The 22,006-nt window shown below is 74.3% G+C and carries 19 protein-coding genes and 2 tRNA genes; 2 read left to right on the top strand and 19 right to left on the bottom strand.

Translation table 11 applies throughout. The annotated features are described in order from the left end of the window. Positions 1–5: 5 nt before the first annotated feature. The 12 genes from K1J50_RS00375 to dcd form a co-directional block, all read right to left on the bottom strand. Complete coding sequence (locus tag K1J50_RS00375; protein ID WP_220115450.1) at positions 6–2,090, bottom strand: NAD(+) synthase; 2,085 nt, start codon at positions 2,088–2,090, stop codon at positions 6–8. 25 nt (positions 2,091–2,115) lie between these two features. After that, complete coding sequence (locus K1J50_RS00380) at positions 2,116–2,517, bottom strand: DUF3775 domain-containing protein (protein WP_220115451.1); 402 nt, start codon at positions 2,515–2,517, stop codon at positions 2,116–2,118. Positions 2,518–2,656: 139 nt separating this feature from the next. Next, positions 2,657–3,775, bottom strand: a complete 1,119-nt coding sequence (locus K1J50_RS00385; RefSeq protein ID WP_220115452.1) for a CapA family protein — start codon at positions 3,773–3,775, stop codon at positions 2,657–2,659. A 773-nt stretch (positions 3,776–4,548) separates the two neighbouring features. Further along, positions 4,549–4,621, bottom strand: a tRNA-Phe gene (locus tag K1J50_RS00390). A gap of 142 nt (positions 4,622–4,763) precedes the next feature. Then, entirely contained in the window at positions 4,764–4,982 is a 219-nt protein-coding gene (locus tag K1J50_RS00395; protein ID WP_220115453.1) for a DNA gyrase inhibitor YacG, read from the bottom strand. Further along, positions 4,969–6,210, bottom strand: coding sequence for a ribonuclease E/G (locus K1J50_RS00400; protein WP_220115454.1), 1,242 nt, complete (start codon positions 6,208–6,210; stop codon positions 4,969–4,971). Before K1J50_RS00400 ends, K1J50_RS00395 begins: the two co-directional genes overlap by 14 nt. Next, positions 6,207–6,806: a Maf family protein gene (locus tag K1J50_RS00405; protein WP_220115455.1), complete on the bottom strand. Its 600-nt coding sequence runs from the start codon at positions 6,804–6,806 to the stop codon at positions 6,207–6,209. Before K1J50_RS00405 ends, K1J50_RS00400 begins: the two co-directional genes overlap by 4 nt. 31 nt (positions 6,807–6,837) lie before the next feature. Beyond that, a complete protein-coding gene (gene infA, locus K1J50_RS00410) occupies positions 6,838–7,056 on the bottom strand; it encodes a translation initiation factor IF-1 (protein ID WP_188904004.1) in 219 nt (72 codons plus the stop codon). Positions 7,057–7,230: 174 nt separating this feature from the next. Then, positions 7,231–8,532, bottom strand: coding sequence for a histidinol dehydrogenase (hisD, locus tag K1J50_RS00415; protein ID WP_220115456.1), 1,302 nt, complete (start codon positions 8,530–8,532; stop codon positions 7,231–7,233). After that, a complete protein-coding gene (gene hisG, locus K1J50_RS00420) occupies positions 8,529–9,239 on the bottom strand; it encodes an ATP phosphoribosyltransferase (protein ID WP_220115457.1) in 711 nt (236 codons plus the stop codon). The genes hisD and hisG overlap by 4 nt, the downstream gene beginning before the upstream one ends. A gap of 39 nt (positions 9,240–9,278) precedes the next feature. Next, positions 9,279–10,538 (bottom strand): UDP-N-acetylglucosamine 1-carboxyvinyltransferase, encoded by a 1,260-nt coding sequence (gene murA / locus K1J50_RS00425; protein ID WP_220115458.1) that lies wholly within the window; start codon positions 10,536–10,538, stop codon positions 9,279–9,281. 13 nt (positions 10,539–10,551) lie between these two features. Beyond that, entirely contained in the window at positions 10,552–11,106 is a 555-nt protein-coding gene (dcd, locus tag K1J50_RS00430; protein WP_220115459.1) for a dCTP deaminase, read from the bottom strand. 460 nt (positions 11,107–11,566) lie between these two features. On the opposite strand from dcd, the gene K1J50_RS00435 reads away from it, so the two are divergent. Further along, a tRNA-Thr gene (locus K1J50_RS00435) sits at positions 11,567–11,641 on the top strand. A 403-nt stretch (positions 11,642–12,044) separates the two neighbouring features. Here K1J50_RS00435 and K1J50_RS00440 read toward each other — a convergent pair. The 7 genes from K1J50_RS00440 to K1J50_RS00470 form a co-directional block, all read right to left on the bottom strand. After that, positions 12,045–14,273, bottom strand: a complete 2,229-nt coding sequence (locus K1J50_RS00440; RefSeq protein ID WP_220115460.1) for an aldehyde dehydrogenase family protein — start codon at positions 14,271–14,273, stop codon at positions 12,045–12,047. Then, entirely contained in the window at positions 14,266–14,997 is a 732-nt protein-coding gene (locus tag K1J50_RS00445; RefSeq protein ID WP_220115461.1) for an ABC transporter ATP-binding protein, read from the bottom strand. Before K1J50_RS00445 ends, K1J50_RS00440 begins: the two co-directional genes overlap by 8 nt. Before the next feature lie 6 nt (positions 14,998–15,003). Beyond that, entirely contained in the window at positions 15,004–15,954 is a 951-nt protein-coding gene (locus K1J50_RS00450) for a branched-chain amino acid ABC transporter permease (RefSeq protein WP_220115462.1), read from the bottom strand. After that, entirely contained in the window at positions 15,951–16,826 is an 876-nt protein-coding gene (locus K1J50_RS00455) for a branched-chain amino acid ABC transporter permease (RefSeq protein WP_220115463.1), read from the bottom strand. Before K1J50_RS00455 ends, K1J50_RS00450 begins: the two co-directional genes overlap by 4 nt. A 30-nt stretch (positions 16,827–16,856) precedes the next feature. After that, positions 16,857–18,077 carry an amino acid ABC transporter substrate-binding protein gene (locus K1J50_RS00460; RefSeq protein ID WP_220115464.1) on the bottom strand — a complete coding sequence of 407 codons (1,221 nt, stop codon included), beginning with the start codon at positions 18,075–18,077 and terminating at the stop codon, positions 16,857–16,859. Positions 18,078–18,111: 34 nt separating this feature from the next. After that, positions 18,112–19,110, bottom strand: coding sequence for a Bug family tripartite tricarboxylate transporter substrate binding protein (locus K1J50_RS00465; RefSeq protein WP_220115465.1), 999 nt, complete (start codon positions 19,108–19,110; stop codon positions 18,112–18,114). Positions 19,111–19,172: 62 nt separating this feature from the next. Beyond that, entirely contained in the window at positions 19,173–20,948 is a 1,776-nt protein-coding gene (locus K1J50_RS00470) for a thiamine pyrophosphate-requiring protein (RefSeq protein WP_220115466.1), read from the bottom strand. Positions 20,949–21,053: 105 nt separating this feature from the next. Between K1J50_RS00470 and K1J50_RS00475 the strand changes: the two genes are divergently transcribed. Next, complete coding sequence (locus K1J50_RS00475; RefSeq protein ID WP_220115467.1) at positions 21,054–21,554, top strand: MarR family winged helix-turn-helix transcriptional regulator; 501 nt, start codon at positions 21,054–21,056, stop codon at positions 21,552–21,554. Positions 21,555–22,006 lie beyond the last annotated feature (452 nt).

Raw genomic sequence — 22,006 nt, forward strand, 5'->3', positions numbered from 1 at the left:
GATCCTCATCCCGCTCCGGCGGAGCGCTGGCGGTCGAGGTCGCGCCGCAGCGCCTCCAGCCACGCCTCGGCGCTCGCGTCGCTCGGCGCGCGCCAGTCGCCGCGCGGCGACAGCGACCCGCCCGAGCCGACCTTCGGCCCGTCCGGCATCGCCGACCGCTTGAACTGGCTGGTCTGGAAGAAGCGCCTGAGGAACACCGCCAGCCAGTGCTCGATCGTCGGCAGGTCGTAGGCGATGCGCTGGTCGGGCGGCACGGTGTCCGGCCAGGCCCCGCGCGCCGCGTCGCCCCAGGCATGCAGGGCGAGGAACGCCACCTTGCCCGGCCGGTAGCCGAACCGGCTGAGGTGGTACAGGTTGAAGTCCTGCAGCGCGTAGGGGCCGATGGTCTCCTCCGCGCGCTGGCCCGGCCCCTCGCGGTCCGCGGCGGGCACCAGCTCCGGCGAGATCGCCGTGTCGGCGATCGCGCGCAGCACCGGCGCGACCTCCGCGCCGAACCGCCCCGTCGCCGCGGCCCAGCGCAGCAGGTGCTGGACCAGCGTCTTGGGCACCGAGGCGTTGACGTTGTAGTGCGCCATGTGGTCGCCGACGCCGTAGGTGGTGTAGCCGAGCGCGAGCTCGGACAGGTCGCCGGTGCCGATGACCAGCGCGCCGTGCAGGTTGGCGAGGCGGAAGAGGTGCGAGGCGCGCTCGCCCGCCTGCACGTTCTCGAAGGTGATGTCGTGCACCGGCTCGCCGCGCCCGGCGGGATGGCCGATGTCCCGCAGCATCTGCTCCGCCGCCGGGCGGATGTCGAGCTCGGCGGCGGAGACGCCGAGCGCCCGCATCAGCGCCCAGGCGTTCCCGCGCGTGCGCGCGCTCGTGCCGAAGCCCGGCATGGTGTAGGCGAGGATGTCGCGCCGCGGCAGGCCGAGCCGGTCGAAGGCCCCGACCGTCACCAGCAGCGCCAGCGCGGAATCGAGTCCGCCCGAGACGCCGATCACCGCCTTGCGGATGCCGCTGGCCTCCAGCCGCTGCGCGAGGCCCACGACCTGGATGCTGTAGGTCTCCTCGCAGCGCGCGTCGCGCGTCGCCGGATCGGCCGGCACGTAGGGGAAGCGCGGCACGGCGCGCTCCAGCGGCACCTCGCCGGCGGGCAGCTCCAGCCGGAAGGGGACGCGCCGGAAGCCGGCGACGCGGTCGCGATGCAGCACGGCGCAATCGGCGAAGGAGGTCATGCGGGCGCGGTCCTGCCGCAGGCGGTCGAGGTCGATGTCGGCGGTGACCAGGCCCGGCGCCGGCGCGAAGCGTTCCCCCTCGGCGAGCAGCTCCCCGTTCTCGAACACCATGGCGTGGCCGTCCCAGGCGAGGTCGGTGGTCGACTCGCCCTGACCGGCCGAGGCGTAGAGGTAGGCCGCGATGCAGCGCGCGGACTGTGAGGCGCAGAGCAGGCGCCGGTACTCCGCCTTGCCGATGGTCACGTTGCTGGCCGAGAGGTTGGCGAGCAGCGTCGCGCCGGCGAGCGCGCCGTAGGTGCTGGGCGGGATCGGCACCCAGAGGTCCTCGCAGATCTCGACGTGCAGCACGATGTCTGGGTGGTCCTCGGCCTCGAACAGCAGGTCGGTGCCGAACGGCACCTCCCGCCCGCACAGCCGGAGGGTGGGCGGCGCGGCCGGGGCGCCCGGCAGGAAGTGGCGCCGCTCGTAGAACTCGCGGTAGTTCGGCAGGTAGGCCTTGGCCACGACCCCGAGCACGGCGCCGCGATGCAGCACCACGGCGCAGTTGAACAGCGTCCCCCGCGCGCGCAGCGGCGCGCCGACCACGAGGACCGGCGCCAGGCCCCGGCTCGCCGCCGCCAGCTCGGCGATCGCATCCTCGACGGCGTCCAGCAGCGCATCCTGGAGGAGCAGGTCCTCGTTGGAGTAGCCCGAGAGGCCAAGCTCGGGGAACAGGACGAGGATCGCCTGGCGCTCGGAGGCCTGCTGCGCCAGGTCAAGCGTTCTCGCCAGGTTGTCGCGCGGCCTGGCGAGCGCGACCCGCGGCGTGGCGACCGCGACGCGCACGAAGCCGTGCCGGTAGAGGGAGCGGAACGGCCTGGCCACGGGCCGCGTCATGGCCGTCGCCCGGCGCCGCCGCGCATCAGAGGCGCTGCTCCTCGTCGGTGATCGAGTAGCCGAGCTCGGCGAGCCCCTGCTCGATGAGGTCGCCGAGGTTGGGGGTCTCGATCAGGTAGTCCACCGTGCGGCGGTTGCGCGCCTCGCGCGCCGCGGCAAGCGCGGGCAGCCATTCGCTCGCCGCGTAGTCGCCGCGCCCGATCCAGACCAGGGCGAGAACCTCGGCGAGCTCGTCCTCGTTCAGGCTTTCGAGCGCGGCCCGCAGCTCGTCGCCGGTGGGGTTGTCGGAGGTGTCCTCCAGCACCGAGAACTCGCGGTCGTCGGCCGGGTTGGACCCCTCCTCCAGCCCCTCCGGCTCCACCTCGGCGTCGAACTCCCGCGCCTTCACGACGAGGTAGGCAAGCTTCTCCAGCGACGTCGAGAGCATGGCGGGCCTCCTGGGATGCCGACCGATCCTCTCCGCCACAGCTAGGCCCGGCACTGATCTGCCTCAACACCGCACCATGTCGCGGGGCGGCCGCTCGCGTTTCCGTGCGCCCCCTGGCCGGGCGGCCGGCGCCCGCCGCTCAGCCTTCGCCGGGCCGGGCGACGAGGAGGTGTCCGTGGCCGCCCTCCGCCCGCACCCGGACGCCGAACCGGCGGCTCTCGCGGTCGAGCCGCTCGGCCAGCCAGCGGACGTCGTCCGCCGCCGGGCGGTTCAGCCGCATCCGCCCGATCCGGAACGGGGCCAGCGTCAGCCCGAGCAGCTCCCCCGTCGCGCGGGAGAGCCGCGGCAGGTAGAGCACCGCGAGATCGCCCCGGAACTCCTCGTAGCCGCCGATGCCCTCGTAGTCGTTGAGGAAGTCGCCGGCGCCGTAGAGGATGAGCCGGTTCCGGTGGATCTCGAGGCCCTGGGCGTGGTGCGAGGAGTGGCCGTGGACCAGGGCGAACCCGGCCTGGTCCAGCAGGGCGTGCGCGAAACGCCGGAACGCGGGCGGGATGTCGTAGCCCCAGTTCGGCCCCCAGTGGATCGAGGCGATGGCGATGTCGCCGGGCCGCCGCGCGGCGCGCACCGCTTCGGCGATCCGCGCGACGGTGGCATCCGAGAGGTCGCGCAGCAGATGGACGCCGGGCCTGCCGGGCCCCGCCGCCCAGTCCGGCGGGATCCCGCTGGTCGGCGAGCCGTAGGCGAACACCAGCAGCCGGCCGCTGCCGGCCGGCGCCAGCGCGATCGCCGCGGGCGCCGCCGCCTGCGCGAGGTCGCGCCCGGCTCCGGCGGTGTGCACCCCGGCCCGCTCCAGCGTTTCCAGCGTCTCCAGCAGGCCGGCGACGCCCCAGTCGAGCACGTGGTTGTTCGCCAGCACGCAGCACTCGATCCCGGCAGCGCGCAGGCAGCCCACGTTGTCCGGATGCATGCGGTAGTTGATCCCCTTGGGCTCGAACGCCTCGCTCGTCGTCACGCTGGTCTCGAGATTGACGATCCGCGCGTCCGCCTGGCGCATCGTCTCCAGGGCGTCGCCCCAGACGTAGGCGAAGCCGACCGGGCGCGGGATCGGGCCGTTCGCGCGCTCGGCGAGCGCGACATAGGTCAGGGCCGAGCGCACATGGGGCTCGTGCAGCGTCGGCTCGCTCGGATGCGGCAGGATCTGGTCCACGCCGCGCCCGAGCATCACGTCGCCGGTCAGCGCCAGGGTGATCGTGTCCATGCTTCCTCCGCGGCTTCCCGCTGCCGGAGTCCCGGTCGCGGCCGCCCGGCCGGGCGGCGCGGGGGCGATCCGCCGCCAGCCCCCCGCCGGAGCGCGAGAACGGCACGCCGTGGCAGCGCGCGGCGGCCGGCCGCGTCCGCGCCCGCCGGGCGGCGGAGCAGGGCCGGTTCCGCCGCGATGCCTGCAGGCAGCGGCCCCAGCCCGGAGCGCCGCGCGGGAGGGACCGCCCGACCGGCCCCTCGGATCGCAGCCGACCTTGCGGCTCTTGCCGCTCGGCGGGCATTGGCCCCGGTCAGTTCGGCCGGCCCGGGCACGAGGCGCACGCCCCGCGCGAGGCGCGGAAGAGGCGAGCAGGCGGGACCGACGACGCCATACGCGTTGTGTCCATCGGCCACCGCCCAGCGTGCGCGGGGTCGTGGCGGCAGGCAAGCGGGTGCGCGCCGGGCCCGCGCGGCGGCCTTCCGACGCGCGGGGCCTGCGCCGCGCTCCCCGACCGGCCGCGGGCGCGGAAGGTCGAAGGGCCGGGGCCCACCGTCCACGGTCCGGGCCAGGGCCGCGGCGGCGCGCTCGTGGCGGTCGGCGGGCCGCCGCGCCGGGTGCGGCCGGTCACCGGCCTCTTAAGGTCCTCCGAGGGTGCGGAGCTGCGGACGGAGGCCGCATGGGCCGCGCCGCGCGCAGCACGACCGACCGGAAGGCCAGATCGCCGGAAAGGGCGCGCGCTCCGCGCCACCTCCACCCGCCCGCGATCGGCGCTCGGTGCAGGAAGCGAAAGGTGCCCAGGGGCGGAATCGAACCACCGACACTGCGATTTTCAGTCGCATGCTCTACCAACTGAGCTACCTGGGCCCAGGAGCACCCGGACCTGCGGCGGGTCCGGTGCGGCAGAGGCCCGCGCAATAGCCGAGGCCGCGCAACCTGTCCAGCCATCCGGCGCCGCGGGCAGGCGCGCACCTGTCCGCCTGGCCGCCGTCGCAGCGCGGCCGCCCGGTCAGCGATCCCACGGCTCGTCCTCCGCCCCGCCGGAGGTCGGCGGCGCGTCCTCGGTGGGGAGGGCATAGGCGCCGGCCAGCCAGCGCCCCAGGTCGATCTGCGCGCAGCGCGCGGAGCAGAAGGGGCGATACGGCGCCGCCGGCTCCCGCCCGCAGATCGGGCACCGCCCGCGCCCGCCCCGCGGCCGCGCCGGCCCGCCCCGCTCAGCCTCGTCCATCGCCGCCCGCCTCCTCGACCACCTCCGCTCCCGGTGAGATCGTGGGATCGGCGCGCAGTTCCAGCCCCTGGCCGAGCGCGGCGGCGCACTCGTCGAGCGCCCCCGGCCAGGCGCGCAGCGCCGCCACCACCGCCGGCGCCGCGCGCAGCGCGAGCGGCCGCCCGCTCCGGCGCGCCGCCGCCTCGCGCAGCACGCGCCGCAGCGCAGCGAGGCCCCGGGTCAGCGGCGAGGGCTCCGGCCAGCCGAGCACCTCGTGCAGCGGCGCATGCACCCGCGTGCGCACGATCTCGGCGAAGCCGAGGCCGGTCAGGCCCACCAGCCGGGCCAGCGGATCGGCGGCGAGGGCGGCACGCAGCCGTTCCAGCAGCGGCCCGCGCCGGCCCCGCCGCGCGGCGAGCCCCGCGAGGTCGAGGAAGATCGCGCCCCCCAGCCGGCGCAGCCGGATCTGCCGCGCCGCCTCCTCCACGGCCGCCTGGTTCAGCGCCTCCTGCGCCCGCCGGTCGCGCGCGCCGGCGGCGCTGCCGGCGTCCACGTCCATCGCCACCAGGGCCGGCGTCGGGTGGATCAGCAGCCGTCCGCCGCCGGGCAGCGGCACCTCGGGGCCGGAGAGGGTCTCGATCTCCGCCTCGAGCGCCTCGTCGAAGGCGGGGCCGGAGAGCAGCCGCACCCGCGCCGGGCCCAGCGCGCCGCGCAGCCGCGCCGCGAGCGCCGCGTCGTCGGTCTCCACCACCGCCCGCGAGTGGACGAGGGCGAGGCGCAGCGCCGCCTCCGGCGCCCGCCGCAGCAGCGCCGGGGCGGGCGCCGCCACGGCGGCGGCGAGCGCGGCCTCCTCCTCCGTCAGCTGGGCGGTGACGCGCGGCCCCTTGCCGCCCTGCGCCGCGCGGATGACGCGCACCGCCAGGACCTGACCCTCGCGCAGCACGCGACGGAGCGGCGGACGCGGTCCGGGCTGCGCCGCCCCTGCCGCCTCGGCCTCCGGCAGGAAGCCGGTCTCGCCGCCGGCCAGCTCCACGAAGGCGCCGCCCATCGCGGGCGCGAGCGCAACGACGCGGGCCCGGTGGAGGTCGCCGATCCCCTCCGGCCGGGCCGGCCGTTCCACCTCGTAATCCAGCAGCGTCGCGCCGCCGGCGCCGAGCACCGCGATGCGCCGCTCGCCCGGCCCGGCGCTGACGCGGATCAGGGCGCCGCCGCCCGTCCCGGCGGCGGGCCGCTGCGCGCGCGCGCTCACGGCCGGAGCCAGCCGACGCCGCGCAGCAATTGCGCCGTCTCGTACAGCGGCAGGCCGACCACGTTGGAGTAGGAGCCCGAGAGGAAGCGCACGAACGCCTCGGCCCGGCCCTGGATGGCGTAGCCCCCCGCCTTCCCCTGCCACTCGCCATGGGCGAGGTAGTCGGCGATCTGGGCCTCGGTCAGGCGCTGGAACAGCACGGTCGAGTCGGCGAGGCGCCGCAGCCGCCGGCCGTCCGGGAGGGCCAGCACGACCCCCGTGAACACGTGATGCCGCCGGCCCGAGAGCCGTTCCAGGCAGGCGCGCGCCTCCTGTTCGGTCTCCGCCTTCGGCAGGATGCGCCGGCCGACCCCGACCACGGTATCCGCCGCGAGGACCAGCGCCTCCGGCGCCAGGGCGGCGGCCGCCTCGGCCTTGGCGGCGGCGAGCCGGGCCGCGAGCTGGCGCGGCAGCTCCCCCTTGCGCGGGGTCTCGTCGATCGCGGTGGCGACGATCCGGTCGGGAATGATGCCGATGCGGGCGAGCAGCGCCCGCCGGCGCGGACTGGCGGAGGCCAGCACCAGCGGCGGCCGTTCGCGGCCGCACCCGACGCCCATGGTCCGGTTCCGCCTGGCCGGAAGGGAGCCGCTACTTGTAGCGGAAGGTGATGCGACCCTTGGTGAGGTCGTAGGGCGTCATCTCGACGTTCACGCGGTCGCCGGCCAGCACGCGGATGCGGTTCTTGCGCATCTTGCCGCTGGTGTGGGCGAGCACGATGTGGTCGTTGTCGAGCTTCACCCGGAACATGGCGTTCGGCAGCAGCTCCACGACGGTGCCGCTGAACTCCATCATGTCTTCCTTGGACATCAGGATCCTTCTTCGCGGTCGGGCATGGTCGGTCGCGGCGGTCCGGCCGGGCGGCGGGCGCGGGCCGCGCGTCGCGAGCGGGGGGTGACCGGCGCCGCGAAAGATGAGTGGGGCGCGGGGCGGGGTCAAGCGCGGGGGCCGGCCGGCGCGGGCCGTCCCCTGCCCCGCCGCCGGCTAGGCCCGGCGCCCCGGCAGCCGCGCCGCCACGCTGCGCGCGTGCGCGTCGAGCCCCTCGGCCTCCGCCAGCGCCACCGCCGCCGGGCCGATCGCGGCGAGGCCGGCCCGGTCGGCCTCCACCCAGGTGGTGCGCTTGAGGAAGTCGAACACGGAGAGTCCGGAGGCGAAGCGCGCCGTGCGCCCGGTCGGCAGCACGTGGTTCGGGCCGGCGACGTAGTCGCCGAGCGCCTCCGGGCAGAAGCGGCCCAGGAAGGCGGCGCCGGCGTGGCGGATGCGGGCGAGCACGGCGCGCGGCTCGGCGAGCATGAGCTGCAGGTGCTCGGGCGCGAGGCGGTTCACCAGCGCCGCCGCCTCCGTCCAGTCGCGCACCAGGATCACCGCGCCGTGGCGGCGCCAGCTCTCGCCGGCGATCGCGGCCCGCGGCAGGGCGGCGAGCTCGGCCTCCACCGCCGCGACGACGGCGTCGGCGAATCCGGCGTCGTCGGCGATCAGGATGGACTGCGCCGCCTCGTCGTGCTCGGCCTGGGCGAGCAGGTCGAGCGCGACATGGCGCGGGTCGTTCGCGGCGTCGGCGAGGACCACCACCTCCGACGGGCCGGCGATCGAATCGATGCCGACGCGGCCGAAGACCTGGCGCTTCGCCTCCGCCACATAGGCGTTGCCGGGGCCGACGATGCGGTCCACCGGGGCGAGGCTCTCCGTGCCCCAGGCCAGGGCCGCGACCGCCTGCGCGCCGCCGAGGCGCCAGATCTCGGAGACCCCGGCGCGCCGCGCCGCAGCGAGGACCAGCGGGTTGAGCGCGCCGTCCGGCGCCGGCACGCACATGGCGAGGCGCGGCACCCCGGCGACCCGCGCCGGGATCGCGTTCATCAGCACCGAGGAGGGATAGGCGGCCTTGCCGCCCGGCACGTAGAGCCCGACCGCGTCGAGCGGCGTCCAGCGCAGGCCGAGGCAGAGGCCCGTCTCGTCGCGCAGCTCCAGATCGCGCGGCATCTGCGCGCGGTGGAAGGCCTCGATCCGCCGGGCGGCGAGGTCGAGGGCGGCGCGCAGGTCGGCGGGCACGGTGCGCAGCGCCGCCTCGACCTCCTCCTCGGCGACGCGCAGCGCCGCGGGTCCGGCCGGGCGCCAGCGGTCGAAGCGGGCGGTGTACTCGACGAGCGCCGCATCGCCCCGCGCGCGCACCTCGGCGATGATCGCCGCCACCGCCGCGTCCACGCGCGCCGTCGTCTCGCGCGCCTGCGCGAGCAGCGCGGCGAAGCCGGCCTCGAAGCCCGGATCGGCGGTGGAGAGGCGGATCATCGCGCGCTCGCCGAGGCGAGCGCGGCGCGGAAGCGGGCGATCCAGCCGCCGATCACCTCCGGCCGGGTCTTCAGCGCCGTGCGGTTGACGATCAGGCGGGAGGTGACGTGCGCGATCACCTCCGTCTCCATGAGCCCGTTCGCCTTCAGGGTCGCGCCGGTCTGCACCAGGTCGACGATCAGCCGCGCGAGGCCGAGCGAGGGGGCGAGCTCCATCGCCCCGTTCAGCTCCACCACCTCCGCCTGCACGCCGCGCGCGGCGAAGTGGCGCTGGGCGATGTTCGGGTACTTGGTGGCGACGGTGACGCGCGACCAGCGGCTCGGGTCGTCGCGCCCGGCGAGCTCGGCGGGCTCGGCGACGCTGACGCGGCAGCGGCCGATGCCGAGGTCGAGCGGGGCGTAGATCTGGTCGTAGTCGAACTCCATCAGCACGTCGGCGCCGCAGACGCCGATCTGCGCCGCGCCGTGGGCGACGAAGGTCGCGACGTCGAAGCTGCGCACCCGCACCACGTCGAGGGCGGGGTCGTCGGTCGGGAAGCGCAGGCGGCGGCTGTTCTCGTCGGCGTAGTCGGGCGCGGGGCGGATGCCGGCGCGCGCGAGCAGCGGCGCCAGCTCGGACAGGATGCGGCCCTTCGGCACCGCCAGCACCAGCGTGCCGGAATCCGCCGGGGTCGCGGGATCGAGAGGGGTGGAGAGGGAGGTGTCCATGGGGGCGTCTAGCACAAGGCGGGCGCGTCTGTCCCGGGGTCAGCCGGGGATCCTCTCGATGTCGGCGCCGACGGCGGCGAGTTTCTGCTCCACCCGCTCATAGCCGCGGTCGAGATGATAGACGCGGCTGACGATCGTCTCACCTTCCGCCGCCAGGCCGGCAAGGATGAGCGAGACGGAGGCGCGCAGGTCGGTCGCCATCACCGGCGCGCCGGACAGCTTCGGGACGCCGCGCACGATCGCCGAGGCCCCGTGCACGTTGATGCGCGCGCCCATGCGGTTCAGCTCCGGCACGTGCATGAAGCGGTTCTCGAAGATCGTCTCGGTCACCATCGCCGCGCCCTCGGCGACCGACATCAGCGCCATGAACTGCGCCTGCATGTCGGTGGCGAAGCCCGGGAAGGGCTCGGTCATCACGTCGGTGCCGCGCAGGCCGTCGAGGCGGGAGACGCGGATGCCGCCGGGCGCCTCCTCGATCTCCACCCCGGCCTCGCGCAGGATGCGCGCGACCGCGCCGAGATGGTCGAGCCGCGCGCCCTCGAGCAGCACGGCGCCGCCGGTGATCGCCGCGGCGCAGGCGTAGGTCCCGGCCTCGATGCGGTCCGGGATCACCGCATGGGTCGCGGGGCCGAGGCGGCGCACGCCCTCGATCCGCAGCCGGTCGGTGCCGAGGCCCTCGATGCGCGCGCCCATCGCGATCAGGCAGCGCGCCAGGTCCTCGATCTCCGGCTCGCGCGCGGCGTTGACGAGCTCGGTCTCGCCCTCGGCGAGGGCGGCCGCCATCAGCAGGTTCTCGGTGGCGCCGACCGAGACCTGGGGGAAGAGGATGCGCGCGCCCCGGAGGCCGCGCGGCGCGCGGGCGTGGATGTAGCCGGCCTCGAGCGCGATCTCCGCGCCCATCTGCTCGAGGCCCTTGAGGTGGAGGTCCACAGGCCGCGTGCCGATGGCGCAGCCGCCGGGCAGCGAGACGCGCGCCTCGCCGTAGCGCGCGACCAGCGGGCCGAGCACGAGCACCGAGGCGCGCATCTTGCGCACGATGTCGTAGGGTGCGACCAGGCTGGCCGCGGCGCCCGAGAGGGTGAGCGTGCGCCCCGCCCGGTCGTGCGCGACCGAGAGGCCGTGCTGGGCGAGCAGCGCCGCCATGGTGGCGATGTCGGCGAGGTCGGGCACGTTGGTGAGCGTGAGCGGCCCGTCGGAGAGCAGCGCCGCGGCCATCAGCGGCAGCGCGGCGTTCTTCGCCCCGCTGATCGGGATGCGCCCCGCGAGCGGGCGGCCGCCGCGGATCCGGATGCGGTCCATCGCCCCGTCCCGCCTACAGCTTCGGCAGCGCCACGCCGCGCTGGCGCATGTACTTGCCCTGCCGGTCGGCGTAGCTGACGTCGGGCGGCGCCTCGCCCTTGAGGAAGAGGAACTGGCAGATCCCCTCGTTGGCGTAGATGCGCGCGGGCAGCGGCGTGGTGTTGCTGATCTCGATCGTCACCTGCCCCTCCCATTCCGGCTCGAGCGGGGTGACGTTCACGATGATGCCGCAGCGCGCGTAGGTGGACTTGCCGAGGCAGATCACCAGCACGTCGCGCGGGATGCGGAAGTACTCGACCGTGTGGGCGAGGGCGAAGGAGTTGGGGGGGACGATGCAGACCGGGCCGGTGCGGGTGACGAAGCCCTTCTCCGAGAAGGCCTTCGGGTCCACCACCGCGTTGTCCACGTTGGTGAAGATCTTGAACTCGTCGGCGACGCGGGCGTCGTAGCCGTAGGAGGAGAGCCCGTAGGAGATCACCCCCTCGCGCCGCTGGCTCTCGACGAAGGGCTCGATCATGCCGTGCTCGGCCGCCATGCGGCGGATCCAGTGGTCGGGCATGATCGGCATGGGCGGGGCGGGCCTTCGGCGTGATGGGCGGCGGCGGAGCGGCGGGCGGCCGGCAGGACCGGGGCGCGCCCGGTCCGGGGCCCGGAGCGATAGCGCGGCGGGGGCGGGGGCGGCAACCGCGGCGGATGGGCGGCGGAGCTAGGACCCGCGCTCCCCGGGCGGCTCCGACGGCGCGGGGGCAGGGGCGGTCCGCTGCGCCGCCTCCCGCGCCCGCGCCTGGGCCTTGCGGCGGCGCAGATTCTCGCGCAGGGCCGCGGCGAGCCGGTCGGCGCGCGGGGGCGCCAACGGCTTAGGCCGGCCGGTCGCGGCGGCGCCGGGCCGGCGCGGCGGCGGGTCGTCCTGGGGCGGAGTCATGGCGGGGCGGACCGTGGCAAGGCGGGGCGGCCGTGGCAAGCCGGGGGTTGCAGGGCCAGGGACCAGGGGCTAGGTAGCGCCCCTCGCGGGCCCTGCACGCCACGGCGCTGCTGTAGCTCAGTGGTAGAGCACTCCCTTGGTAAGGGAGAGGCCATGGGTTCAATCCCCATCAGCAGCACCACGAAAATCCCTGCATTTCCGGCGCTTTCGGCCCCTCCCTCCCCCGCCGCATGAGGCCGTGAGAGGCAGAACGGGGCAGGACCGGGAACGCCGGGGTGGTGCAACGACGGTGCAGCCCGGGCGCCCGCCCTTCGCCATGCATCCGGCCCCTGCGCGCGACCGCCCCGCTCTGGACAGCCGGGGGCATGGCCTCCATCGCCATCCCCGACGCAGACGCCCGCACCGCCTGCCCCGCGCGCGGCACCTCCCGGTCGTGCCGTCCGGCGCAGACCGAGCCCACGGGCGAAGACGGCGGGGAAGCGGTTCGGCCCTCCCGCCCCCGCCGCCCGGGAGAAGCCCGGCCGGCTCCGCGAGGAGCGGCCCCGTGCAGGGCGAAGCGCCGGCGCCTCTCCCGCGCTTCCTGCTCAGAACGGGTACGGCCGCGGGCCGGTCTGGATCGTGATCCAGCGCAGCTCGGTGAAGGCCTCCACCGCCGCCTTGCCGCCGAAGCGGCCGTAGCCCGAGGCCTTCATGCCGCCGAAGGGCATCTGCGCCTCGTCATGCACGGTGGGGGCGTTGATGTGGCAGATGCCGCTCTCGATCCGCCTGGCGACGCCGAGCGCCCGGCCGATGTCCCGCGAGAAGACCGCGGCGGCGAGGCCGTACTCGGTGTCGTTGGCGATGCGGATCGCCTCCTCGTCGCCGTCCGCCCGGATGACGGCGACGACCGGACCGAAGCTCTCCTCGCCATAGAGGCGCATCGCCGGGGTGACGCGATCGAGGATGGTCGCGGGCATGATCGTGCCGTCCGGCAGGCCTCCGCAGGCGAGCACGGCGCCCTTGCCCACCGCGTCCTCGACCAGCGCCTTTACGCGGCCGGCGGCTTCCCGGGAAACCAGGGAGCCGAGCACGACATTGCCCGCGCGCGGGTCGCCGGAAGGCAGGCTCTTCGCCCGGGCGACGAACTTCTCGAGGAAGGCGTCGGCCACCTTGGCGTCCACGATGACGCGCTCGGTGGACATGCAGATCTGGCCCTGGTTCATGAAGGCGCCGAAGGTCGCGGCTTTCGCCGCCTCCTCCAGATCGGCGTCGTCCAGCACGACCAGCGGCGCCTTGCCGCCCAGCTCGAGCAGCACCGGCTTGAGATAGCGCGCCGCCGTCTCGGCGACGATCCGGCCGACGGCGGTTGAGCCGGTGAAGTTGATGCGCCGCACCGCGCGATGGGCGATCAGCGCCTCCACGACCTTCGCCGCATCGGCGGGCGCATTGGTCACGACGTTGACGACCCCCGGCGGGAAGCCCGCGTCGCGCATCACCTGGCCGATCATCTGATGCGTGCCCGGGCAGGTCTCGGAGGCCTTCAGGACCACGGTGTTGCCGCAGGCGAGCGGCATGGCGATCGCGCGCACGCCCAGGATGACGGGGGCGTTCCATGGCGCGATGCCGAGGCAGACCCCGGCCGGCTGGCGGATCGCCATGGCCAGGTTGTTCGCCTTGTCGGACGGGATCACCTCGCCGGCGATCTGCGTCGTCATCGCGGCCGCCTCGCGCAGCATCCCGGCCGCCAGGCCGACATTGAAGCGGCCCCATTCGCGGGTGCAGCCCGTCTCCGCCATCATCAGCCCGCAGAAATCCGCCGCGCGCTGCTGCAGCAGCTCGGCGGCCGCCAGCAGTCTGGCCCGCCGTTCGCCGGGGCCGGTCTGCGACCAGGCCGGGAAGGCGTCCTGCGCCGCATCGGCTGCGGCGACGGCGTCGCCGCCGGTCGCGGCCGCGGCGCGCGTTGCGATCTCGCCGGTCACCGGATCGAGCCGATCGAAGGTGCGGCCGTCGGCGGCACCGATCTCGCGCCCCTGGATCATCAGGTTGACGTGGTTCATGGTTCGCTCCCGAGGGGTGGAGGGGACCGGCAGCGTCGGCGCCGTGGATCCGCCCATGCCGGCGATCGCGTGCCCGCCGAGATAGGCGGCGACGACCTTCGGATCGCGCGCCAGGGCGGCGGCCTCGCCCTGGCCGACGATGCGGCCGTTGGCGAGGAGGTAGGCGCGGTCGGCCAGCTTCAGGCTCTTGCGGGCGTTCTGCTCGACGATCAGGACCGCCGTTCCGCGCGCCTTGATCGCGGCCAGGGTCCGGAAGAGCTCGGCGGCCATCAGCGGGGAGAGGCCGAGCGACGGCTCGTCCAGCATCAGCAGGTCGGGGCGGGACATGAGCGCCCGGCCGATGGCGACCATCTGCTGCTCGCCGCCGGACATGGTGCGGACCTGCTGGCCCAGCCGCTCCCGCAGCCGGGGGAAGAGGGCGAGGACCTCCTCCAGCGTCGCGCGCTCCTGCGCGCGCGCGCGGCGCGGAAAGGCGCCGAGCTGCAAATTCTCGCGGACGGTCAGGTCCCCGAAGACGCCGCGGCCTTCCGGCACCAGCGCGATCCCGCGCTCGACGATGTCGTTGGCCGGGCGTCCGGCGAGCGGCACGCCGCCGAAGACGACGGCCGTTCCGCGTCCGACCGGCACGAGGCCGGCGATGGCCTTCAGCAGGGTCGTCTTCCCGGCGCCGTTCGCGCCCAGGATGGCCACCGTCTCGGCGCGTCCGACACGGAGGGAGACGCCGTCCACGGCCCGGTGCGCGCCGTGGGCCGCGGTCAGGTCGGCGACCTCAAGCATCCCCGTCCTCGCCGAGATAGGCGGCGATCACGGCCGGGTCGGAGAGCGCCTGCTCCGGCGTGCCCTCCGCAACGGCGCGGCCCGCGTTCATCACCAGGACGCGGGTGCAGAGCGCCCGGATCGCATCCATCACATGCTCGACCATGACGATGGTGATGCCGTCCTCCGCCAGCGCCCGAACCAGCGCGATCCCCTGGACGAGCTCGGACGGGTTGAGCCCGGCAAGCCACTCGTCGAGCAGCAGCAGCCGCGGGCGTGCGGCCAGCGCGCGCGCAAGCTCCACGCGCTTCTGGTCGATGTAGGTCAGGCGAGCGGCCGGATGGTCGGCGCGCCCGGCGAGACCGACGCGCGACAGCAGCGGCAGCGCGCGCGCCAGCGCCTCGGCGGGCGAGCAGGGGTCGGCTCCGAACATGGCGCCGATCGCCACGTTCTCCGCGATGGTGAGGGAAGGCATGATGCGGACGAGCTGGAAGGTGCGCGCGATCCCGAGCCGCGTGATGGCATGGGGCGGCAGCCGGTCCAGCCGCCGATCGCCGAACAGGATCATCCCCTGATCCGGCTTCAGCGCGCCGGTGATCAGGTCGAGGACGGTGGTCTTGCCCGATCCGTTCGGCCCGACCAGGCCGAGGACGTCGCCCTGCCGCACGGACGCCGCCATCGCCTCGACCGCGCGCAGGCCGCCGAAGCTCTTGTGCAGGCCGACGATGCGGAGCAGCGGCTGCACGGCGCCTCACGCTGCCGGACGCGGGTGCGTCCGCCGGGCAAGGCGCAGGGCGCCCCGTCCCTGCTCGATCAGCCCGACGACCCCGCGCGGCAGGAGGTAGACCACGCCGAGGAAGACGAGGCCGAGCAGGACCGAGAAGGCGTTGGGGAAATTGGCCTGCAGCAGCTCGAACAGGACGGCGAGCGGCACCACGCCGAGCAGGGGGCCGAACAGCCGCCCCGCACCGCCGAGCAGCGCCATGATCAGGACCTGGAAGGACAGGATCGGGTTGAAGGCGATCGCCGGGTCGATGTAGGTCCAGCGCGGCGCCATGATCGCGCCGACGAGGCTGATCAGGGTGGCCGAGATCGCGAAGACCGCGACCTTCGTGCGGGTCGTGTCCACGCCGCAGTGGCGTGCCGCGATCTCGTCATCGCCGATCGCGCGCAAGGCCCAGCCGAGACGCGACCGGCCGATCCACCAGCCGACCAGGAAGACCAGGACGCAGACGGCGAGCAGCAGCCAGTAGATGCCGCGCGGCGTGACGTCCACGAAGACGAAGCGCCCGACGGTGCCGCCGAGCCTGGCTTCGGCATAGGTGACGAGCTGGCGGATCAGCTCGGCCAGGCCGAAGGTGAAGATCACGAAATACACGCCCGACAGGCGCAAGGTGGAGAGCCCGACGACGGCGGCCACGACCGCGCCGGCGAGGGCGGCAGCGGGATAGACGAGGGGCAGCGGGAGCGCCTCGCCGAGGAAGGCCGTGGTGTAGGCGCCGATCCCGAAGAAGGCCGCGGTGGCCAGCGAGACGTAGCGCGTCGGCCCGGAAAAGAGCGCCCAGGCGGTCGCCAGCGCGGCGTACATCAGGACGTTCACCAGCAGCGACTGCCAGAAGGGACCGAGGAGGAGAGGCAGGGGCGCGAGCGCCAGGGCCGCGACGAGGACCGCGATCGGCACGGCAGGATCGCGGCGCCTCATCGGCCGGGTTTCCCGAACAGCCCGGTCGGCCGGACCAGCAGGACGGCCAGGAACAAGGCGAAGTTCACCGCCATGGTCAGGCCGGGATCGAGGAACCCCGTCGCCAGCGCCTCCGCCAGGCCGAGGATCAGCCCCGCCACGAGCGCGCCGAGCGCGTTGCCGACCCCGCCCATGATGACGACGATCAGCGCCTTCATGGTGAAGACGACGCCCATCGCGGCGTTGAAGGTGAGGAACATCGAGACGAGCACCCCCGACGCCGCGACCATGGCCCCGCCGAGGGCGAAGGCGAAGGCGGCATAGGACCGGGCGTCGATGCCGACGAGCGAAGCGGACGAAGGGCTGGCCGCGACGGCGCGGATCGCGGTGCCGATCCGCGTGCGCGTCAGCGCGCCGTAGAGCGCGACGGCCAGCGCCGCCGCGATCGCCGCCGCCAACAGCCGGTTCGCCGCGACCGGGGAGCCGGCGATCCGGATCGGCACGGCGAGGTAGGAATAGGAGAAGTAGGTGCCGCCGAAGAGCAGCAGCAGCACACCCTGCACGATGAAGAGCAATCCGAAGGTGGCAAGGATCGTGTCCACCTCCAGGGCGGCGGCATCCGGGGCGCGGCGGACCAGGGGTGCCAGCAGCCCCTGGTAGATGAGCCAGTTCGCCAGGAAGGACACCGGCATGGCGATGGCGAGCGCCAGGATCGGACTGACGCCCGCCAGCGCGAACAAGGCATAGGCCGCGAAGGAGGCGGCGACGGTGAACTCGCCATAGGCAAGGTTCATGATCCGCGCGACGCCGTATTGCAGCGTCAGCCCGATGGCGATCAGGGCGTAGATCCCGCCGAGCACCAGGCCGGACAGGACGACGTCGATGACGAACATCGGGCAGGCCGCGCGGATCGGCGACGAGGCCTAGGCGGCGCCCCAGGCCGGCTTCGGGAAGCGGATCGGCTGCACGCCGGGGACGCCGGGCGGGCCGACGGCCACGAACTCGCCGCCCTGCCACTGGCCCACCCACCATTGCCGGACGCGCTGGTTGTTCTCGAGCCTGACGGTGCCGATGACGGTCTCGAACGTGCCCGATGCGATCGCGCGGATCAGGGCGGGGCGGTCCACGCCGACCTGCGCGATCGCCTGTTCCAGCACCTGCAGCGAGGCGTAGGTGACAGGCGAGGCCCAGCCGTCGGGCGGGCGGCCGATCACCTGGGTGTGGCGCGCGATGTAGTCGCGGATGGCCGGGCTCTGCGTGTCCACCCCGCCGATCCCCGTCACCCCTTCCGCGTTGTTGCCGAAGCGCTGCCGGAACAGGGGGAAGGCCGTTCCCACCGCCGTGTAGAAGACCTTCGGGTTGAAATTCGCGATCCGCGCCTGCTCGGTGAGCGCGAGGGTGTCGGGCGGATAGGAGAAGGCGATGAAGATCTCCGGGTTCGCGCGGGCGGCTTCGGCGATGATGGGCGACAGGTCCTGGGAGCCGAGCGGATACTGCCGATCCATCAGGATGCGGAAGCCGGCGCGGTTCAGCGCCGCCCGCCCGGCGTTCATCAGCTCGATGCCGAACTGGTCCTGCACGGAGACCAGCGCGACCGTGCTGCCGAGGCCGTGCTCCTGCCGCAGCCCCTGCAGCGCCGAGACCAGCGCCTCGGCGGCGGCCGAGGAGCGGCCGAGGAAGAAGAAGGCGTTCGGCCAGCGCTGCACCAGCTCCGGGATCCGGTCGGTGACTGAGGTCACCGCGAGGTGCGGATAGCCCGCCCGGTTGAGCACCGGGCCGACCGCCAGGTTGAGCGCCGTTCCCCAGGGCGGCAGCACCAGATCCGCGCGGTCCTGGTTGATGAGCCGGTCCACGTTGCGGACGGCCTCCTCGGACTGGGAACGGTCGTCATACTCGATCAGCTCGATCGGACGACGCTGGCCATCGGGCAGACGCAAGCCGCCCGCCTCGTTCACCGTGCGGGCCCAGAGCTGGTAGTTCGGCAGGGTCGTCGTGTTCGCGCCGCCGGCATTCGGCCCGGTCTTCGAGATGGAGTAGCCGATGCGAACGGGCCGCGCCTGCGCGCGCGCCGCGGTGCCGAGGACCGCTGCCGTCGCGATGCCGCCGAGCAGGGCGCGGCGGTCCGGCGTGAAACGCGGGGGCATGTGCCTCGTGACCTCCCTTGGGCGGTGTTGTCGTTCAGCCTTCCTCGATCCGGATGCCGGCCTGGCGGATGATCGGCTCCCACATCTCGGCCTCGGCCCGCATGGCCTGCCCCAGGGCCTCCGGGGTCGAACCCACGGCGGCCGCGCCGAGCTCGGCCAATCGGCCGGTCACGGCCGGATCGCGCAGGGCCGCCGCCATGTCGCGCGCGATGCGCGCCACGATCTCGGCAGGCGTGCGCGCGGGGGCGAAGAAGGCGAACCAGGACGCGACGTCGAAGTCCGGAACCGTCTCGGCGATGGGCGGCACATCCGGGATCGCCGCCGCGCGGCTGCGCGTGGTGACCCCGAGGGCCCGGATGGTGCCGGCCCGGAGATGGGAGGCGGAGACGGTCAGGGTGTCGAACATCACGTCGAGACGGCCCGCGATCAGGTCGTTCATCGCCGGCGCCGCGCCGCGATAGGGGACATGGACGAGGTTGACGCCGGTGCGATGCTTGAACAGCTCGCCCGCGAGGTGGATGGAGGTGCCCACACCGGCCGAACCGAAGGTGAGCCGCCCGGGATTCGCCCGCGCGCGCGCGATGAAGTCCGCCACGCCGCGATCCGGCGAGGTGGCCGGCACGACCATCACATTCGGCACGCTGATCGCCAGCGAGACCGGCGCCACGTCCGCCGCCGGATCGAAGGGCATGCGCGCATAGAGGAAGCGGTTCACGGCGATCGATTGCGACGTGATCAGCAGGGTGTGCCCGTCGGGCTCGGCGCGCGCCACTTCGGCGCCGGCGATGTTGCCGCCGGCCCCGGCGCGGTTCTCGACAACCACCGGCTGCCCCCAGGCCTGCCGCAAGTGATCGGCCAGCAGGCGGGCGACGATGTCGGCGGCGCCGCCGGGCGGGAACGCCACCACGATGCGCACGGGGCGGGCAGGAAAGGCTTGGGCGCGACCGGGCGAGACGCGCAGGGCGGCCATCGCCGCCGCCGTGGCCAGCAGGCGGCGGCGTCCGGCCCCTCCGCGCGGCGTCCGAGTGCTCATGGCGTCCTCCTCCATCCTTGTCACGCCGCGGGTCGTTGCGCGCCCGGCGGTCGCGTCGTCGTTCATTCCATGAGGTGCGGCAGCCAGACATCCAGCACGGCGGCGCGCCCCTCCTCCTTCACCGCGCGCAGGGCCTCCGCGAGCGCCGCTTCCAGCTCGCCGGCGCGTTCCACCTTGCGGGCGTATGCCCCCCCGGCCGCGGCCGCGATCGCCGCGTAATCCGGCGGCGGGTCGAAGGCGACGCCGATTTCGGCCGCACGCGCCGCGTAGCCGGAGGGATGAAGGGCCAGCGCCGAGAAGCGCGGGGCCTTCCAGCCGCGGTTGTTGTAGACCACCTGCAGGAAGGGCGTGCGATACTGCCGTGCCATCCAGTGGACGGTGGACGGCTGCGAGAACATGTAGCAGCCATCGCCCATCAGGGCGATCACCGTCTTGCCCGGGTCGGCGAGCTTCGCGCCGATCGCGGCGCCCCCCGCCCAGCCCAGGTTGCCGCCGCCGGAATTCAGCATCTGCCCGGCGCGCGTCGGCGCGATGTGGTCGCAGATCACCGGGTAGTTCGTGATGCCCTCGTTGAGCACCAGGGTGTCGGCGTCCACATGGGCGCGCACGCAGGCGGTGAGGAATTCGGGGGTTATGCGATCGTCCGCCGGCCGCGCTTCCCGTGCGGCCAGCGCCTCCCGCCGGCGGCGATGCCGCTCCGCGTAGTGCCGGCGCCGCTCGGCGATCCGGACCGGGTCGGGCCGGAAGCGCGCGAGCTCCGCATTGAGCTGCGCCAGCGCCGTCGCCGCATGCGCCTTGAAGACCTGGCGTGCCGGGATGGACCACAGCGGCATCTGCTGCTTCAGCGGATCAACGTCCAGGTGCCAGATCCGCGCCCCGGGCCGCGGCCGCGAGACCGTGGGAATCCACGGCACGTCGGAATCGATCACGATGACCAGATCGGCCTCGGCCAGCGCCGGATTCTGCCGCGGCTCGTTCCACTGGCAGCCCTGGTACATCGGATCGTCGTGGGGCAGGTTCACCGCATTCGGCACGGAATCCAGCACGCCGATGCCGAGCGGCCCGACCAGGCGCTGCAGCTCCGCCACCGCCTCCCTGTTCCGGCCGAGATAGGAGGTGACGATCAGCGGACGGTGCGCCGCCAGGATGTCCTCGAGCAGCGCGTGCACCGCCGCCTGCGGCAGGGCGGCAGGGCCGACCGGCACGAAATCGGCGGGGTCGGTCTCGGCCGGCGGGACCACCTCCTCCAGCACTTCGCGGGCCGCCATCAGGTAGACCGGCCCCTTCGGATCGGAGTGCGCGAATTGCAGGGCCCGGAAGACCATCTGGCGGATGTTGCGCCCCGTGCGGATCTCCGCGTCGTAGCGCATGTAGCCGCGCACGATCCCGCGCTGGTCGTGCACGTCCTGGATCCACTGGATGAATTCGTTCCGGCTGCCCTTCAACTCGCCGAACTGGGTGAAGGGGGAGGCGCCGGCGAAGATCAGGACGGGCACGCGGCCCTTGTCCACGTTGTGGACCGCCCCGGCCAGCGATTGCGTGCCGCACTCCACATGGACGACGACCGCCTGCGCACGGCCTGACACCTGGGCATGACCCTGCGCCGCGGTCAGCGCCACCATCTCGTTCGGGCAGGTGATGACGCGCGGAATCGGTCGCCCGCGCGCCTTGGCCTCGGCGATCGCCTCGACGAGGCCGGGATGATCCGAGCCGAAATTCGCAAAGATGTATTCGACCCCTGCGTCCTGCAGGGCATGGAGGAAGGCCGCGGCCGCGGTGTGGCCGGCGCTGGCCGGCGCGGGCGCCCGAGCGGCGGGCTGGAACGGCGGGCCGTCCATGAACGATCCTCCCGACCGTCAATGTTTGAGATCCAACAGTTGGAGTCAAGGAGAAATCGTGCTCTCCTTCGCCGGCCCGGCGGGCAGGTCGGTGGGAACGCAATCATGGCAGGCGGCAAGGCTGCACGCGCACCGCGCGAGGACAACCCCACGGGGGCCGCGCGCGGCGAACCCCCGGTCCGCCTGGGGCCGCTCGCGGATTTCATAGGCTTCCATCTGCGCCTCGCGCAGGAGGCCTCCTTCCGCGCCTTTGCCCAGCGGGTCGGCGATCCGAAGCTCAAGCCCTCGCGCTTCGCCATGCTGACGCTGATCCACGAGAATCCGGGAATCACGCAAACGGCGCTGAGCCGCGCCAGCGGGCGCGACAAGTCCACTCTCACCGCGGCGCTGGACGACCTCGTGCAGCGCGGGCTGGTCCTGCGGGAGAAGGATGCCGGGGACCGGCGCAGCTACCGCCTGCATCTGACCGCCAAGGGCCGGCGGGTGCTCGCGCGTCTGACCGAGAAGGCGCGCGAGCACGACCTGAAGCTGGACCGGATCGTCGGCCCGGACCGGAAGCGGGAGTTCCTGCGTCTTCTCGCCCGCATCGCCACCGAGCTGGAGTGACCGTCCCGCCCGGGGCCCGCGTCCTGGCGGCTTCGCCCCTCGCCCGGCCGGACGATGGCGGCGGCGAGCCGGGTGCCGCCGCGCGGTCGCGGGCGAGGCGGAGGCGCCGGCCGGGCCTCGGCCCGACGGGTCCGGCGCGGCCTGGCGCCGGCGCGATCCGCCCGGCGCTGCGGGAGGCGGAGCCGCGCCACGCCGCCGTGGCCGTCGTGCGGGGCGGCAGGCGAGACCGCGGCCGGCGGCAGGCGCCCATCGGTGGTCCGCGCGCAGGGCGCCCGCGTTCGACCGCGCGCCGCGCGGCTGCGGCCCTCTCCGTTCCGCAGCGGGCCGCAACGCCGCGGGCACGCGCCGCGGACACGGAGCGGATCGCCGGGGCCCGGCGCCCCAACCGCACCTGCTGGCGGGCCTGCGCGAGGATGGTATGTCGGAGTGCGGGAACACCGGGGACGGGCCGG

Origin of the sequence: Caldovatus aquaticus, assembly GCF_019458025.1 — a bacterium.
Lineage (GTDB): Bacteria > Pseudomonadota > Alphaproteobacteria > Acetobacterales > Acetobacteraceae > Caldovatus > Caldovatus aquaticus.